Annotated in this window: 2 protein-coding genes (1 of these 2 cut by a window edge); both read right to left on the bottom strand. The window is 71.5% G+C overall.

What is annotated here, in order from left to right:
• Positions 1-1,896, bottom strand: the 5' end (the start) of a protein-coding gene (locus KGD87_RS07340) for a non-ribosomal peptide synthetase/type I polyketide synthase (RefSeq protein ID WP_284666762.1). 11,232 nt of this gene lie to the left of the window's left edge; only the first 1,896 of its 13,128 coding nucleotides appear in the window; the start codon lies at positions 1,894-1,896; its stop codon lies beyond the left edge, outside the window.
• Positions 1,889-19,027, bottom strand: a complete 17,139-nt coding sequence (locus tag KGD87_RS07335; protein WP_284666761.1) for a non-ribosomal peptide synthase/polyketide synthase — start codon at positions 19,025-19,027, stop codon at positions 1,889-1,891. Before KGD87_RS07335 ends, KGD87_RS07340 begins: the two co-directional genes overlap by 8 nt.

Genomic DNA, 19,027 nt, shown 5'->3' with positions numbered 1-19,027 from the left:
GGCGTACTCACCAAAGCTGTGGCCCAGCACCGCATGCGGCCGGACGCCCCAGGACATCCAGAGTCTGGCCAGTGCGTGCTCGACGATGAAGAGCGCGGGGAGCGCGACGCGGGGGTCCACCAGCTTCTGGGCCGCGACGGTCTCCTGTCCCTGCGCGGGCAGCAAGAGCGCGCGCACCTCCGCGGCGAGCGAGGGCTCCAGCCGCGCCAGCGCCGCGTCCACGTCCTTCCGGAAGCCCGGCTCCACCGCGTGCAGCTCGCGGCCCATGCCCACCGCCTGCGCCCCCTGCCCCGGGAACAGAAAGGCCACGCGGCGATTGCGCCCCGCCTCCACCGCCGCGGGCTTGCGCAGTCGCTCCGCCAGCTCGGCCCCATCCGCCGCCACCACCGCGCGGCGATGCTCGAAGGAGCGACGGCCCATGTTCCGGGTGAAGGCCACGTCTTCCAGCGCCAGCCCCGGCGCGGACTCCACGTGCGTCGCCAGCTCGCGCGCCATCACCTCCAGGGCGGAGGGCGTCCGAGCGGACAACGTCACCACGTGCAACGGACGGTGGCCGCGCGCCTTCTCCGCCTCCGGAGGCGCCTCCTCCAACACGACGTGCGCGTTCGTCCCGCCGATGCCGAAGGAGCTCACACCCGCACGGCGCGGCCCATGCTCCCGCGGCCACGGCTTGAGCGCGGTGTTGACGAAGAACGGGCTGCGCTCGAAGTCAATCTCCGGGTTGGCGCGCTCGAAGTGCAAGCTCGGAGGCAGCTCGCCGTGCTGGAGCGACAGCACCACCTTGATGAACCCCGCAACGCCGGCCGCCGCGTCCAGGTGCCCCAGGTTCGTCTTGAGCGAGCCGATGGCGCAGAACCCCGAGCGCTCCGTCGTCTTCCGGAACGCTCGCGTCAGCGCGGCGATTTCGATGGGGTCCCCCAGCGACGTACCCGTGCCGTGGGCCTCCACGTAGCTGATGTCGTCACCGCCCAGGCCCGCGTAGGCCAGCGCGTCCGCGACGACCTCCGTCTGGCCCTCGATGCTCGGCGCCGTGTAGCCGACCTTCTGCTGTCCGTCGTTGTTGACGGCCGAGCCCTTGATGACCGCGTGGACGTGGTCACCGTCCCGCAGCGCATCCGACAGCAACTTGAGCACCACCACGCCCGCGCCGTTGCCCGCCACGGTGCCACCCGCGCGGTGGTCGAAGGCGCGGCAGTGGCCGTCCGGCGAGAAGATGAGCCCGTCCTGGTGCAGGTAGCCCGTGTGCTGCGGACTGGCGATGCGCACCGCGCCCGCGAGCGCGAGGTCCGACTGCCGCGTCAGCAGGCTCTGGCAGGCCATGTGGATGGCGACCAGGCCGGTGGAGCACGCGGTGTAGACGGCGACGCTCTCGCCCCGGAGCTGGAGCTTGAAGGACGCCTTCATCGCCAGGCTCTCCGGGCCCGCGGTGGCCAACTCCAGGCCCGCGCCCGCGTCCTTCCGGGCCTCGCTCAGCAGGTTCAGCAGGTGGCCGGACGACCCGGCGCCCGCGTAGAGCGAAATGCGGCCCTTGTAGCGCGACGGGTCATACGCCGCGTCCTCGAGCGCCGCCCAGGCGCACTGGAGGAACACGCGCTGCTGCGGGTCCATCCACTGCGCCTCGCGCAGCGGGATGTCGAAGAAGCCGTGGTCGAAGCCGTCCGCGCCTTCGAGGATGCCCCCCGCGCGGATGAAGCGCGGGTGCTTCCACAGGTCCTCGGGGATGAGCGGTGAGCGCTCCAGCGCGTCCTCGGAGAAGAACGAGATGGACTCCACGCCGCCGCGGACGTTGTTCCAGAAGTCACCCAGGTTGCGGGCGCCCGGGAAGCGCCCCGCCATGCCGATGACCGCGATGTCGCTGCTGGAGTCCTCGCCCTGCATGTCATCATGCTCAGCCATTGCCGTGATTCCCTCGCCGGCCCTGTCGACGGATCGCCTGACGCCGCTGCTGGGCGCGATCCTCGTGGGCCTCGTTGTCCTGGGTGTCTGCCGCCGGCTCGCCGTCCCGCTCCAGGGACATGACGAACGCGCGGACCGTGGGATGTTCAAAGAAGCGCGTCGCCGGGACGTCGCGCTTCAGCTCGTCGCGCAGCAACGCGCACGCCTTGACCACGGACATGGAGCTGCCGCCCAGGTCCGCGAAGAAGTGGTCCTCCACGCCGACCCGCTCCACGCCGAGCACCTTCGCCCAGAGCGCCGCCACCTGCCGCTCCAGCGCGGTGGTGGGCTCCACGAAGGCGCTGCCTGCCGGGCGTGAGACCTCCGGCTCCGGCAGCGCGAATCGGTCCAGCTTGCCCACGGGCGTGAGCGGCAGCGCCGCCAGCGGGACCAGCGCGGAGGGCACCATGAACTCGGGCAGCGACTCCGCCAGGAAGTCGCGAAGGCCGCGGGGCTCCAGCGTCTCTCCAGCCCGAGGCACCGCGTAGGCCACCAGTCGCTTGCCTCCCGCGGGGTCGGGTCGCGCCACCACCACCGCCTCGGCCACCGACGGGTGCAGGCGCAGCGCCTCCTCCACCTCACCCGGCTCCACCCGGTAGCCACGCACCTTCACCTGTCCGTCCAGCCGCTCGAGGAACTCCAGCGTGCCGTCCTCGCGGTAGCGCACGCTGTCGCCCGTCCGGTACAGCCGCCCGCCCGCCGCCGCACCGAAGGGGTCCGGGACGAAGCGCTCCGCCGTCAGCTCCGGCCGTCCCTGGTAGCCCCAGGCAAGGCCATCACCGCCGATGAGCAGCTCGCCCGGCACGCCCACGGGAACGGGGCGCAGCTCCGCGTCCACCACGTACACCCGCGTGTTGGCGATGGGTCGGCCAATGGGAATGGCCCCCGGCGCGACGGCCCCCTCCATCACATGGCAGCAGGTGAAGGTGGTGCCCTCGGTGGGCCCATACCCGTTGACCAGGAGACCTCCGCGTCCGAGCCGCTCCCGCACCGCGGCCGGCGGGAGCACGTCACCACCCGCCAGGAGCTGCCGCACGCCATCCAGCGCGTCCGGCCTCGCGGCGGAGAGCGCCTCGAAGAGCGCGGCCGTGAGCCACAACGTGGTGACACCGTGGCGTACCAGGACGTCCCTGAGCGTCTCCACCGTGGGAGGCTGCGCCGGGAAGAGGACCAGCTTCGCGCCGTGCAGCAGCGCGCCCCACAGCTCGAAGGTGGCGGCGTCGAAGCAGATGGGCGCCAGTTGGAGGAAGACCTCGTCCGCGCCCCACCGCGCGAAGCGGGAGCCCAGCACCAGCCGGGCCACCGCGCGCTGCGGCACGCAGACGCCCTTGGGCCGCCCCGTGGAGCCCGACGTGTACATGACATACGCCAGCGACTCCGCTGGCACCGTCACGCGAGGCGAGGACTCGGGCTCACGCGCCACCGCGTCCCAGGCGGAGTCCAGGAGCACCACGTCCGCGCTACCTGATGGCAGCAAGGCCAGCACCGACTGCTGCGCCAGCACCACGGCAAGGCGCGTGTCCTCCACCATGAAGGCCAGGCGCTCGCGGGGGTACGTGGGGTCCAACGGCACGTAGGCGCCACCGGCCTTGAGGATTCCGAGCATCCCCACCACCAGGTCGAGCGAACGTGGGACGCACAGGCCCACCGGAGTCCCCGGCCCCACGCCACGCTTGCGCAGGTACGACGCGAGCTGGTTCGCCCGCCGGTCCAGCTCAGCGTAGGTGAGCCGGGCCTCCTCGCACACCACCGCGACCGCGTCCGGCGAGCGCGCCGCCTGGGTCTCGAAGAGCTCCGCGAGGCACGCCTCTCGGGGGTATGCCACCGCGGTGTCGTTCCACGCCACGAGCAGGCGCTGACGCTCCGCCGGGTCCATCATCGGCAGCTCGCCCAGGCGCTGGCTGGCGTCCGCCACCGCGCTCTCCAGCAACATCCGGAGCCCCTTCATCAGTCGCGCGGCCGTCTCCCGCGTGAAGAGGTCCGCATCGTACTCCAGGGTTCCGGTGAACCCCTCGGGTGCGTCCGTCAGGGACAACGTGAGGTCGAACTTCGCCGTCCCCGAGCCCAGCGCCACGGGGCGCAGGGCCAGCCCTTCCGGCGCGGCGTCCTGGCGCGTGGCTTCGTGGAGCGCGAGCACCACCTGCACCAGGGGCGCGTGGCTCAGGCTCCGAGGCGGTTGCAGCGCCTCCACCAGCTTCTCGAACGGCACGTCCTGGTGGGCGTATGCGTCCAGCGTCGTCTCCCGCACTTGACGCAGGAGCTCACGGAAGGAGCGCGAGCGCGGCAGGTGCGACCGGAGCACCAGCGTGTTGACGAAGAAGCCAATCAGGTTCTCCAGCCCGGGCTGCTGCCGGCCCGCGATGGGCGAGCCCACACACACGTCCTCCTGACCCGACACCCGCGACAGCAGGAGCTGGAACGCCGCCAGCAGGCCCATGAAGGGCGTGACGCCTTCGCGGATGCAGAGCGCGCGGAACGCCTCCGACAGCTCGACGGGGAAACGCACCGCCAACGTGTCGCCCCGGAAGCGCTGCAAGCTCGGCCGGGGGAAGTCCTTGGGAAGCTCCAGGACGGGCGGCGCTCCGGCGAGCTGCCTCCTCCAGTAGCCGACCTGCGCGGAGAGCGCCTCTCCCTGGAGCCACTGGCGCTGCCACACCGCGTGGTCCGCTGGCTGAATCGCGGGCGCGGGCAGCGAGGAAGGCCGGCCCCGCAGCTCCGCGTCGTAGAGCGCCGACAGCTCCCGCACGGCCACGCCCAGTGACCACCCGTCCGAGACGATGTGGTGCAGCGTGAGGGCCAGCAGGTGCGCATCATCGGCCGTGCGGATCAGCAAGGCCCGGCACAGCGGCCCATTCACCAGGTCGAACGGACGGCGAGCCTCCTCCGACGCGGCGTTCACGGCCTGCGCTTCCCGCTCCGCCTCCGGAAGCCCCCCAAGGTCGACCACGGGGAGCGCTACGTTGGCGCTCGGATGGATGACCTGGACGGGCGCTCCCGCGTTGCTGGAGAAGGTGGTCCTCAGGGCTTCGTGACGCAGGAACAGCCCCGCCAGGGCCCGCTCCAGGGCAGGCACGTCCAGCGGCCCGGAGAGCCATGCGGCCCAGGGGACATTGTAAAGGGCCGTGCCCGGCTGGAGCTGCTCCAGCAGCCACAGTCGCTCCTGCATCGCCGACAGCGGCAGGGGGGTGTCCCGGGACACGGGGACGATGGGCGGTGGACGCGCAGAGCCGGCTGACTGACGGGCTTCGCGGATGCGCTCGGCCAGCCTCGCCACGGTCGGGTCGTCGAAGAGGTCCCGCAGCGACAAAGCGACGCCAAAGGTGGCGTGAACCCGCGTGACGACCCGCGTGGCCAGCAGGGAGTGGCCTCCCAAATCGAAGAAGCTGTCGGAGGCTCCCACACGGGAGACGCCGAGCAGTTCGCCAAAGAGCCGCGCGAGCAACTCCTCCTCGGGGCCTCTCGGCGCGATGACCTCCGAGTCGACTGTGGGCGCGGGCAGCGCGCGCCGGTCCACCTTGCCATTGGGCGTCAGCGGAAGGCGCTCCAGCACCATGAAGACGGCAGGCACCATGTACGCCGGCAGGTGCTCGGCGAGGAAGGCCCTCAGGAGCGAAGGCGTGGGCGTCGCGGCGGCCGGCACGACGTAGGCCACCAGGCGCCGCGAGCCCCCTGTTTCATCCTCTCGCGCCAGCACGACGGCTTGCCGGACGTCCGGGTGACGCAGCAGCGCGGCCTCGACCTCGCCCGGCTCCACGCGGAAGCCACGCACCTTCACCTGAGCGTCCACGCGGCCCTCGAACGTCACCGCGCCATCCGCCAACAAGCGGACCCGGTCCCCCGTCCGGTAGAGCCGCGCCCCGGGACGCTCGCTGAACGGGTTCGGAACGAAGCGCTCCGCCGTCAGCGCGGGCCGTCCCAGATAGCCCCACGCGAGTCCATCGCCACCGAGCCACAGCTCCCCCACGCCTCCTGGCGGCACCGGCGCCATGGCCTCGTCGAGCACGTACTGAACCGTGTTCGCCAGCGGCTTCCCGATGGGAATCGACACGGCTCCATCGGGCACGTCCGTGACGAGGTGCCACGTGGAGAACGTGGTGTTCTCCGTGGGGCCATAGACGTGCAGCAGCCGCTCGGGCGCACCTTCACGAAGGACCCGGCGGACCGGCCTCGGGTCCACGGCCTCGCCTCCGAAGTGCAGTTGTCGCAACCCTCGGAAGGCGTCCGGCACCTCCGCGGCCACCTGGTTGAACCAGGCCGTGGTGAGGAAGAGGACACGAATGCCCTCCTCCCGCAGCCAGGACGCGAAGGCGCGCGGAGAGAGCGCCGTCTCCCGGTCCACGCCGACCACTCGGGCACCGTTGAGGAGCGCACCCCAGACTTCGAACGTCGCCGCGTCGAACGAGGCGTTGGACGCCTGCGCCACGCGATCCTCGGGCACCACGCGGATGAAGTCCGTCTCCACCACCAGCCGGACCACGGCCTGATGCGAGACGCAGACGCCCTTGGGAGTTCCCGTGGAGCCGGAGGTGTAGATGACGTAGGCGGCATCCGCCGCGCCGACTCCAGACACCGTCGCTTCAGCGACGTCCCCTTGCGCCGAGACCTCCTCCACCGTGAGGACACGCACGCCCTCTGAAGGCACCGCGCCCCGCAGCCGCTCCTGCGTCAGCAGTACCGGCGCCCCCGCATCCGCGAGCATCCATGCGAGCCGCTCACGCGGGTAGGCCGGGTCCAGGGGCACATAGGCCGCCCCTGACTTGAGGATGCCCAGCATCCCGACAACGAGCTCGGCGGAGCGCTCCACGCAGAGGCCCACGTGCGTCCCTCGTCGGACGCCCATGGCGCCCAGCCGGTGCGCCACCTGGTTCGCCCGCGCGTTCAGCTCGGCGTACGTCAGCGTCGTGCCGCCATACCGCACCGCCACGGCGGCGGGCGTCCGCGCGGCCTGGGACTCGAACAGCGAATGCACCGTGGCTTCGCGGGGATATGCGGTCGCGGTGGTGTTCCACTCCACCAGCACGCGGTGCCGCTCGGCCTCCGACAGCAGGGACACGTCGCCCAGCCGCTGCTCAGGGCGACTCCACATTGCCTGAAGCAGGCCGCGCCAGTGCATCAGCAACCGCGCGGCGGCGGCCTTCGCGATGCGCTCCTGCCGGTACAGCAGCTTCAGCCGCAAGGAGCGCCCCGGCACCACCACCGCGGTCAGTGGATAGTGCGTGCGCTCGAAGGCCGTGAAGTCCCGCAGCTCCAACCCGGCCGCGCCGCGCGCGAGCGCCGCATCCACCGGATAGTTCTCGAACACGAGGAGACTCTCGAAGAGCGGCGTGCCTCGGGGGATGTCGCTCCACCCCTGAAGCCGGGTGAGCGGGACGTGCTCCCGTTGCCCCAGCTCCACCAACAACGATTGAAGCTCGCGCAGCCACGGCAGCAACCCGGCGCCGTGCTGGATACGAGCGCGAACGGGAAGCGAGTGGATGAACAGGCCGACGGCTTCCTCGATGCCCGGAAGCTCCGGCGGACGGCCCGCGAGCGTCGTCCCGAACATGACGTCCTGCCCACCCCCGTAACGGGACAACAGCAACGCCCACGCCCCGTGGACCAGGGAGCTCGGCGTCAGCCCGTGGCGGCGTGCGAACTCCTGGAGCTCAGCGGTGTCGGCCTCGCCCAGCTCCAGCGCGTGCTCACCCGTGTCGCTCGCCGCGGTGGAGCCTCCCTCCGCGGGCAACGGCGTCGGCACTTCGATGCCCGTGAGTTGCTCCCGCCAGAAGGCTTCGTCCTGTTCGGGGCGGCGGCGACCCAGCCATTCGACGTAGGTGCGGAAATCCATCGCTGCGGGCGGCTGCCAGACGGCCCCCGCTGAAATCGCCGCATAGGCCTCGAGCACCTCGCCAAGGACCCGCGCCAGGCTCCACCCATCGAGCAGCAGGTGATGGAAACTCCAGACGAACCGCCAGGCCTGGTCCTCCAGCCGAATCAGCGCCAGCCGCATCAGCGGCGCAGTCGACAGGACAAAGCCCTGCGTCCGGTCCTCACGCAGGAACGCGGCCAGGGACTGCGATTGCTCCTCCGAGGCACGTCCGCGCCAGTCGAACTCGCTCCACACGGGGGTCGCCCGTGCATGGACCACCTGGACAGGCTCCTCCATCCCTTCCCAGAGGAACGACGTGCGGAGGGAGGCATGCCGTTCGGACACCGCCTCCCATGCTCGCCGTAGAGCCCCCGCGTTCAGCGGCCCCCCGAGCGTCCAGCTTCGCTGCTCGAAGTACGCGCCGGTGCCGGGCTCCAGCAGCACCTGGAACAACAACCCATGCTGGAGGGGTGAGAGCGGATGACGCTCCTCCGTTGCGCCCGCGAGGTCCACCAGCGTCTCGACGCAGCGATGCGCCAGGGCTTCGATGCGCTCGCGCGTATGGAGCGCCTCGCTGTAGTGCCAGGCGAACTCCAGGCGCCCGCCAACGACGCGAGCCACCACCTCCAACACATGGCTCCGGAGCCCCTGCGTCCCTTGCGAGGCGCCCGTGGGTTCCGACGCCAGCGTGAACAGCGCCGAGCCCCGCGCCCCCGAGTCAATCTGCCCCAGGTAGTTGAAGAGGACCTCGGACGAAGCACCGGCCTCATGACGGAGGTCGCGCAGCAGGCCATATCCAAGGCCCCTGCCCTTCCGGTGCTCACGTGCCGCGCGAACCGATGCGAGCACGGAGGCGGAAGCAATCCCCTCTGGCAGCTCCAGGCGCACGGGGAACAACGCGGTGAACCACCCCACCGTGCGTGAGAGGTCCACGTCGTCGAACAGCTCGTCACGCCCGTGGGCCTCCAGGTCGATGCGCAGCCGGCGCTCGCCACTCCATCGGGTCAGCGCGCTCGCAACACCCGTGAGGAGCACGTCCTCGATGCCCGGCTGGCGTCCAGCCGCCGAGGTACGAAGCAGCGAGCGCGTCACGTCGGCATCCAGCGCCACCGTGACGACGCGCTCCGAGGCCTGCGAGTTCACCCCACCCGGAACATCCCGAGGAAGCGCGGACACCTTCGCGCTCAGCACGTCCCGCCAGTAGGCCCCCTCCTCCGCGAGCACGTCCGAGGCCGCATGTGCCTCCAGCCGTTGTGCCCAGGCCTGGAACGACGTCGTCTTCGCGGGAAGCGCCACGGGCTCGCCGCGGGCAAGCTGCCGAAGCGCGGTCTCCAGGTCCTCCAACAGCACGCGCCAGGAGACGCCGTCCACCGCGAGGTGGTGGATGACCAGCAGCAACCTCCCCGTCCGGTCCGGACCCCCGTCGAACCACACCGCGCGCAGCAGGCACCCCGCGCTCAGGTCCACCCCCGCCTGTTCCTCCGTGGCGGTGCGCTCCATCGCCTCTGCCTGCGCGGCGACCTCCACTGCGGACAGATCCACGAGCCGCAGTGGCACGTCGCGCCCTGGCTCCGCGCACGACTGCGCCCACCCCGTCTCACTCCGCGACAGCCGCAGCCGGAGCGCATCGTGATGGTCCACGAGGGCCCGCAGTGCACGAGCCAGCACCTCCGGCTCCAGACGCTCACGGGGCTCCAGCATCAACGCCTGGTTGAAGTGATGCGCCTCGGGGAGCTCGCGCTCGACGAACCACCGCTGGATGGGTGTCAGCGGCACGGGCCCGACGACGGGGCCCTGGTCACCCAGGCGACGGGAGCTCGTCGCCACCTGGGCCAGCCCTGCCACCGTCGGATGCTGGAAGAGCTGCCGCGCCGTGAGGTGGATGCCCACCTGCCGCGCCCGCGCAATCACCTGAAGCGCGAGGATGGAGTCGCCACCCAGCTCGAAGAAGCGATCCTCGGCGCCCACCCGCTCGACGCCCAAGACGCCCGCCCAGATGAGCGCGAGCTGAAGCTCCAGCCCGCCCCGGGGCTCGACGTAGGCCGCGCCGCGCCCCTGCATGGCTCGCGCCGGCGCGGGGAGACCACGGCGGTCGAGCTTCCCACTGGGCGACAGCGGGAGCGCGTCCAACGTGACGAAGGCCGATGGCACCATGTGCTCGGGCAGCCGCTCACCAAGGAAGGCCCGCAGCTCCGATGCCACGTCTTCAGAAGACGCGACCACATACGCCACGAGGCGCCTGTCTCCAGGGACGTCCTCTCGAATCGTCACCGCAGCCGCGCGCACGCCGGGGTGCAGGGCCAGCACGGCTTCAATCTCACCCAGCTCGATGCGGAAGCCCCGCACCTTCACCTGGTCATCCAGGCGGCCCAGGTACTCGATGGCGCCATTCGCCAGGAAGCGGGCCTGATCGCCCGTCCGGTACATCCGCGCCCCTGGCTGCGCCGCGAAGGCGTCCGGGAGGAAGCGCTCCGCGGTCAGCTCCGGCCGCTGCCAGTAGCCGCGCGCCAGCGGTGCCCCGCCGATGTACAGCTCACCCGGAACACCCGCCGGCACGGGACGCAGCCGCGCATCCAGCACGTACATCCGCGCGTTGGCGATGGGGCGCCCGATGGGAACGACGGGCCCACGGTCCTCTCGCGAGCAGGCCCACGCCGTCACGTCCACCGCGGCCTCCGTCGGGCCGTAGAGGTTGTGAAGCTCGGCGGGCAGGCACGAGAAGAAGCGGTCTCGCAGCTCGGGAGGCAGGGCCTCGCCACTGCAGAACACCCGTCGCAGGCTGGCGCAGGACACCGCCAGCTCCGGCTCCTCCAGGAACGGCCGGAGCATGGACGGCACGAAGTGCAACGTGGTGATGCGCTCGCGAGCGATGGTGTCCGTCAGGTACGAGGGCTCCCGGTGTCCACCGGGCCGCGCCATCACCAGCCGCGCGCCGGCCAGCAGCGGCCAGAAGAACTCCCACACCGAGACGTCGAAGCTGAACGGCGTCTTCTGGAGGACGCGGTCGCTCGCATCGAGCCCGTAGGCCTCCTGCATCCACAGGAGCCGGTTGCAGATGGCGGTATGCGTGTTCATCGCCCCCTTGGGCCGTCCCGTGGAGCCCGAGGTGTAGATGACGTACGCCAGCCCGCTCCCCTCCACGGCCACGGCGAGACGCTCCTCGCGCTCGCGCGCCACCGCGTCCCACTCCGAGTCCAGGCACACCACGGCGGCATCACCCCGAGGCAGGCGCTCCGACAACCGCGCCTGCGTGAGCAGCACCGGCGCCGCCGCGTCCGCGAGCATGTACTCCAGTCGCTCGCGGGGATACTCCGGGTCGAGCGGCACGTAGGCGCCCCCCGCCTTGAGCACGCCCAGGAGCCCCACCACCAGCTCCAGCGAACGCTCCACGCACAGCGCCACCCGCGTGTCCGGCCCCACGCCTCGGGCCCGCAGGTAACGCGCGAGCTGATTCGCGCGCCGATCCAACTCCCGGTACGTCAGGGTGTCGCCCTCGAAGCTCAGCGCCACCGCGTCCGGTGTGCGGTCCACCTGCGCTTCAATGAGCCGATGCAGGGCACTCACGCCCGGCCGCGGGTGGTCCGTGTCATTCCACGCCACCAGGACCCGGTGCCGCTCCGCCGAGGTCATCAGGGAGAGCGCATGCACCCGCTGCTCCGGCTCACGGACGCCCGCCTCCAGCAGGACGCGCAGGTGCTCCAGCAGGCGCGATGCGGTGTCCGGCTCGAACAGGTCGGCGCTCAGCTCCAGGTTCGCGGAGAAGCCCTCCACCGTGTCCGTGATGATGAGTCGCAGGTCGAACTTCGCCGTGAGGCTCGGCTGGGGTTGGACGTTCAGTCGGAGCCCGGGAATCACCAGCTCCGGCAGCGGGTCCTCCTGCATCACGAGCATGGCCTGGAAGAGCGGGCTGCGGCCCAGGTCGCGCTCGGGCTGGAGCGCCTTCACCAGCTCCTCGAAGGGCGCGTCCTGGTGCGCGAAGGCCCCCAGCACGGTCTCCCGCGCGCGGCCAATCAACTCCCGGAAGGACGGCGCGCCCGCCAGCGACACGCGGAGGACCAGCGTGTTGACGAAGCAGCCGATGAGCCCTTCCAGCTCGGTCCGGTCACGCCCCTCCACCGGAGTTCCCACGCAAAGGTCGTCCTGTCCGCCATGACGGGACAGCAGCGCGGAGAAGCCCGCCAGCAACACCATGAAGGGCGTGGCGCCCTCGCGCTGGGCCAGCGCCTTCAGTGCGCGCGACAGCTCCGAGCCCAAGAGCACGCTCCGACTCACGCCACGGCTGCTCCGCACGGCAGGGCGAGGCCGGTCCGTGGACAGGTCCAGCGCCCGAGGTGCCCCTTGCAGCCGGGTCCGCCAGTACGCGAGCTGCGCCTCCAGCGCCTCGCCGCGCAGCCATTCGCGTTGCCACGCCGCGTAGTCCACGTACTGGAGCGGCAGCTCCGACAGCGGCGCCCCCTTCCCCTGAGAGTAGGCCCGATAGAGCGCCGCCACCTCGAGCACGAGCACGCCCATGGACGCGCCATCCGTCACCAGGTGGTGCAGCACCAACAAGAGCACGTGCTCACGCGCGCCCACCTGAAGCAGCGTGGCGCGGAGCGGCGGCCCCGAGCCAAGGTCGAACGCCCGCAGCGACTCCTCCGCCAACCGCTGCGACAGCGCCTCCGCCTGTTCAGCCCCCGACAGCGCGGTCAGGTCCACCCGCGCCAGCGCGAGCCGGGCCTCGGGATGGATGCGCCAGGAAGGCGTCCCGTCTTCATCGTGGAAGGTGGCGCGGAGGACTTCGTGCCGCCGGACCACTTCTCTCAGCGAGCGCTCCAGCAACGACACCTCGAGCGCGCCCTCCACACGGACGGCCACCGCATCGTTGTACGCGGCGCCGCCGGGTTCGAGCTGCTCCAGGAACCAGAGCCGCTGCTGCGCGAAGGACAGCGGCAACGCCCCTTCATGAGCCCGCGCCACCAACGGAGGCACGCCGGACGCACCCAGGAGACGCGCATCGATGCGCGCCCCCAGGGCCGCGGGCGAGGACGACTCGAACAGCTCACGCAGGGGCAGGTCCACCCCGAACGCCTCCCGAATCCGAGAGGCCGCGCGCGTGGCCAGCAACGAGTGCCCGCCCAGCGCGAAGAAGTCGTCCTCGGCCCCCACCCGCTCCACGCCCAGCAGCGAAGCCCACAGCTCGGCCAGGCGGCGCTCGGTCTCCGTCCGAGGCGCCACATACTCCCGAGCGACGTCGCGGACGCCCTCCGGCGCGGGCAGCGCCTTCCGGTCCAGCTTTCCGTTGGGTGTCAGCGGGAGCGCATCGAGTGACACGAACGCCGAAGGCACCATGTGCTCCGGCAGGGAGCGCCGGGAGAAGGCCAACAGCGCCTCCACCGAAAGCGCCGTCCCCGGCCGGGCGACGACGTACGCGACCAGGCGCGCACCTCCACCAGCCTCCTCCCGCGCCACGACCACGGCCTGCGCCACGTCGGAGTGCCGCGCCAGGATGGCCTCGATTTCGCCAGGCTCCACCCGGAAGCCACGGACCTTGAGCTGGTGGTCCACCCGGCCCAGGAACTCCACCGTTCCATCCGCGCGCCACCGTGCCCGGTCGCCCGTCCGGTACATCCGAGCACCGGCGTCGACGGACACCGGGTCCGGCAGGAAACGCTCGGCGGTCAGCTCCGGCCGCGCGTGGTAGCCCCGCGCGACACCCGTGCCACCGATGTAGAGCTCACCGGGCACGCCCACGGGCAAGGGACGCAGCGCCGCGTCCAGCACGTACAGCGACGTGTTCGCGATGGGCGCGCCAATGGGCACCGGCCCTGGCGAACCATCCACGGCGTGCGACGACGACCAGATGGTGGTCTCCGTGGGGCCGTACATGTTGAGCAGCGCTCCGCCCACGGTGTCCCGCAGCCGCGCCGCCAGCTCCGCGGACAGCGCCTCTCCACCGACGAGCAGCCGCTCCAGCCCCGCGAGCGCCCCGGCCGCGCCGGGCTCCAGGAGCAGCGCCTGGGCCAGGGAGGGCGTGCATTGCAGGTGCGTGACACCGTGCCGACGGAGCTGCGCGGGGACGGTGCTTTCCTCCTGCGCCGACAGCCGGAAGTCCCGCTCGCAGCGCTGCCGCACGGCATCCAGCGCCGGAAGGCTGGCCAGCACGGCATCCGTGTCCACGCCGAAGTCGATGAGGCACGCGACCTCATCCACGCCCAGCGCCTCGATGCGCGCCACCTGCTCCCGACAGGTGCGCGGCGTCCCGAAGAGCCCCGCCCCTTCGAAGAAGCGCCCGAAGGCCCGTCCCACGAGCGCGTCCAGGTCCTCCGGACGAACCGAGGCGGGGTCCAGGTCCACGCCCAAGGTCCGGCCCAGGCCGCGCATCAGGTCCGCGGAGTTGCTCAGGTAGCGCCGCAGCGGCGCCTCGACCAGTTCGCGCACGCGCTCCACGTCGTGCCCCACGAACGTGTGGAGCATCAGCGTCACGTGGCCCTCGCCCTCGTGGCCCGCCTCCCGCCAGGCCTCGCGGTAGAGCGCGATGCGTGCTTCCAGCTCCTCCCACCGCTGACCCAGGAGGTGCGTCAGGACGCCCGCGCCCAGCCGGCCCGCGTCGCGGAAGGTGTCCGGATTGCCAGCGGCGGTCAGCCACACGGGCAGCTCGCGCTGCACGGGGCTCGGACGGATGCGGACATCGACGGGCGTCCCCGCGCCATTGGGGAACGACAGCGCCTCACCGCGCCAGAGCCGCCGCAACGTGTCCAGGTCCCGCCGCGCCAGTTCGCGGCGCTCCGCGTACCGCTCCGGCGCGAGGACGAAGTCATCCGCGTGCCAGCCCGCCGCCACGGAGATGCCGACCCGGCCCTTCGACAGGTTGTCGACGAGCGACCACTCCTCGGCCACGCGCACGGGGTGGTGCAGCGGCAGCACGACGCTGCCGGCGCGGATGGCCACGCGCTCGGTGATGGCGGCGATGGCCGCGCTCGTCACGGACGGATTGGGATAGAGCCCACCGAAGGCATGAAGGTGGCGCTCCGGTGTCCACACCGCCTGGAAGCCGTGGCGGTCCGCGAACCGCGCACCCTCGAGCAACAGCCGGTAACGCTCCGCGCCTGGAGCCCCCTCATCCGCGGCGAAATAGAAGAGGCTGAAGCCCAGGGGCTTCTGGCGCGCCCGGGTCACCCGGCGCGGCGCGGCACCCAAGGCCCCCTGCTCGCCCTGCACTGCGACCTTGAAGCCGCGCGCCAGCGTCCAGAGCAACTCCAACACGGAGATGTCGAAGGAGACGCTCGTCACCGCGAGCCACGTCCCCGGCCCGGCCCCCACGCGCGCGTCCATGCCCGTGAAGAAGCTGACGACGTTGCGGTGTGGAATCAGCACGCCCTTGGGCTTGCCGGTGGAGCCCGAGGTGTAGAGGACGTAGGCCAGGTTGTCAGGCCCCACTGCTCCCGGTGGCGCGGCGTCCGCCTCGCCGGGCACCTCCAGCGGAACCACGGACCTGTCGCCGAACGGAAGCGCGCCCGTTAGATGCCGATGCGCGAGCACCACCGAGGCGCCGGAGTCCTCCAACATCAGCGCGAGGCGAGCCTCGGGATACGACGGGTCCAGCGGCAGATACGCACCGCCCGACTTGAAGATGCCCAGCAGGCCCACGACCAGGTCCGCGGAGCGGTCGGCGCAGAGCCCCACGATGCACTCGGGGCCAACGCCCTGCTCCCGCAGCCGCCACGCCACGGCGTTGGCCCGCCGGTCCAGCTCACGGTACGTGAGCGTCTCGTCACCACACACCACGGCCACGGCGTCCGGCGTGCGCCGCGCCTGCGACTCGATGAGCGCATGGATGCACGTCTCCGGAAACTCCGCCCGCGTGGCATTCCAGTCGACCAGCACCTGCCGCTGCTCCGCTTGTGGCAGGACCGGCAGCACAGCGAGGCGTTGGTCAGGGTCCGCGACAATGGACTCCAGCAGCACGCCCATCCGCGCCACCAGGCGCGTGGCGGTGTCCGCGTCGAACAGGTCCGTGGCGTACTCGAGCCACCCGCCCAGCCCCTCCGGCCCGCGAGCCAGCGACAGCGTCAAATCGTAAGGCGTGGCCCCCGGGTCCACCTCCACGCGGCGCGACTCCAGGCCGGGCAGCGCCAGCCCCGCGCCGGGCTCCGGCTGGAGCACGAACAGCACCTGGAACAGTGGCGCGCGCGATGGGTCCCTCGTGGGCTGGACGGCGTCGACCAGTCGCTCGAAAGGAACGCCGCGGTGGGCAAAGGCCTCCAGCACGCCTTCGCGCGTCTGTCCCAGCAGCTCGCGGAAACGTGATGAGCCGGACACGGACGCGCGCAGGGCAACCAGGTCGAGGAAGCACCCCATCAACCCTTCGAGTCCCGTCCGCTCACGCCCGTTGACGGCCGTCCCAACGCAGAAGTCCGTCTGCCCCGAATGACGCGCGAGCAGCCCATTGAAGGCCGCCAGCAACGTCATGAACAACGTGGCGCGCTCGCTCCGGCCCAGCGCCTCCAGCCGAGCCGTCAGCGCCTCCGGAAACCGCACCGCCACGCGGCCACCGCGATATGACGGCATGGGGGGCCGAGACCGGTCCGCGGGCAGCTCCAGCGCGGCAGGCACACCCGCCAGCCGAGCCTTCCACCAGTCGAGCGACGTGGCGAGGGCACCGTCCGCCTCCACCTCGCGGCGCCAGCGCGCGAAGTCGGGATACTGGAAGGCCAGCGGCGGCAGCGAAGAAGCACCCGCGTACAGCGCGCTCAGCTCACGGGCCAGGATGGCGAACGAGGCACCATCCGAGACGATGTGGTGCATCACCACGACGAGCAGGTGCGCTTGCGCGTCCAATTGAAACAGCGTGGCCCGGAGCAGCGGCCCTCGCGCGAGGTCGAACGGCGCCCGCGCGTCCTCATGGGCCAGACGCAGCGCGGCCTCCTCACGGGCATCCCCCGGGACGTCACGGAGGTCCACCCGGCGAAGCGATGACACCGGCGTCGGTGAGGTCACTTGAAACGGTGTGCCATCTTCGTCTCGGAACGTCGCTCGGAGCGCCGCGTGCCGCTCAACGATGGCACCGAAAGCGCGCTCCAGCGCCCCATCATCCAGCGCCCCGGAGAGCCGTACCGCCGCCGGCAGGTGATACGCGGCGCTTCCCCGCGCCAACTGCTCGAAGAGCCACAGTCGCTGCTGCGCGGAGGAGAGCGGCGCGGGTGTCCCCTCCTCGCCCCGCGTCAGCTCGGCGCCAGCGGACTCCCCACGCGCCGCGAAGACGGTCCGCGCGAGCTCCCCCACCGTTGGGCCTTGAAGCAGCTCCTCCATGCGGAGGACCACGCCCAGGGCCTCGACGTCGTTCGCCAGCTCCACGGCGCCCAGCGAGTCCAGGCCGAAGGACGTGATGGGCGCATCCGTCGCCAGCTCCTCCGGACGGACGCGAAGCCGCGCGGCGATCCGCGCCAGCAACCACGTCTCCAGTGCCTCCACGGTGAGCGGCTCGGACGCGGTGAGCTCAGGCGCGGGAGCTTCAGCCTGGGGCGTCGCTGCTTCCGACTCGCTCCAGGTCAGCAGCGCCCGAGCCGTCCCCGCGAGCAGGTCGGCCCGGCAGGCCCGCCGTTGAATCTTCCCGCTGGACGTCTTCGGCAGCGCGCCGGGCTCGATGAGGACGAGCGTGTGGAGCTGGACCTCGTGCGTCTCCGCCAGGCCACGGCGGACGGCGCCCACCACTTCCTCGGCGGTCCACGGCTTGCGCGAGTCCACCTCGTACATCACCGCGAGCCGCTCCTCGCCGCCCACGTCGATGGAGAACGCCGCGCCACACCCGGGCCGCAGCGCCGGATGGCTGCGCTCCAGCGTCAGCTCCAGGTCCTGCGGGTGCAGGTTGCGCCCGCGGAGGATGATGAGGTCCTTGCGGCGGCCCACGACGAACAGCTCACCGTCCTTCAGCAGGCCCAGGTCTCCCGTCCGCAGGAACCGGGGGCCGCTGTCCGACTCCGCCAGTCGCGCGCCGAACGCCGCTTCGCTCTCCTCGGGCCGCTCCCAGTAGCCCTGGGCCACGCTGGGACCGGAGACCCAGATCTCCCCCACCCGCTCAGGCGGACACACGCGACGCGTCTCCGGGTCCACCACGAGCAGCGTCTGCTCAGGCAGCGTCTGGCCACACCCCACCAGCGGGCGAGCCCCCGGGCCGTCCTCGACCGCCAGCGCCTCGTTCCGCTCCAACGCCTGGGCATCCCACGTTCGCGTGAGGACCCCTTCGCCCTTGCGCCCACCCGAGGCGATCAGCGTGCCCTCCGCGAGCCCGTAGCAGGGATAGAGCGCCTCACGCTGGAAGCCCACGGGCGCGAAGGCCTCCGAGAAGCGCGTCATGACTTCCGGGCGGATGGGCTCGGCGCCACAGAAGGCCAGCTCCCAGCGTCGCAAGTCCAAGCCTTCGCGCTCCGCGGGAGGCACCTTCCGCACGCACAGGTCGAAGGCGAAGCACGGGCCGCCGCTGATGGTGCCACCGAAGCGGGACAGTGACTCCAACCAGAACCGCGGGCGGCGAAGGAACGCGAGCGGCGACAGCAGCGCCACCGGGAAGCCCGCGTAGAGCGGCTGGAGGATGCCGCCAATCAGGCCCATGTCGTGGTACGGCGGCAGCCAGATGACACCCGCGCTGTCCGAGCGGACCTGGAACGCGTGGGAGATCAACGCCAGGTTGTGCAGCAGGTTCCCGTGGCTGAGCTGCACGCCCTTCGGGTCCCCCGTGGAGCCGGACGTGTATTGAAGGAAGGCCAGCGTGTCCCAGGACGGCTCCGGGCGGCGCCACCCCACCTCGCTCCCTTCGGGCAGCGCGTCCGTGGCCACCCAGCGGAGCGCGGCGAGCTCAGGTGCGCCTTCGAAGAGGCCCTCTCCCATCTCCTGGATGAAGGAAGTGGTGAGCACGACGCTCGCGCGCGCATCGCGAATGATGGCGCGCAGCCGCGGCAACGTCCGCTCCAGCCGCATCGGGTCCGGCGGATAGGCTGGGACGGCGACCAGCCCGGCATACAAGCAACCGAAGAAGCCCGCGACGTACTCCAGGCCCGGTGGGTAGAGGAGCACCGCCCGCTCGCCCGCACGCGCCAGGGCCTGGAGCGCCGCGCCAATGCGCCGGGCTCGCAGGTCCAACCCCGCGTAGCTCAGGACCGCGTCGTCCCCGCCATCCTCCAGGAACGTGTACAGCGGCCGTTCGCCCAGGGACTGGGTCTGCGTTTCGAGGAGCTCCAGCAGTGTCGCGGCCGGGTAGGAGCGCAT

The organism is Myxococcus sp. SDU36, assembly GCF_030168875.1.
Classification (GTDB): Bacteria; Myxococcota; Myxococcia; order Myxococcales; family Myxococcaceae; genus Myxococcus; species Myxococcus vastator.
The sequence above is the reverse complement of the archived record's forward strand: the minus strand, read 5'-3'. Positions and strand labels throughout refer to the sequence as shown.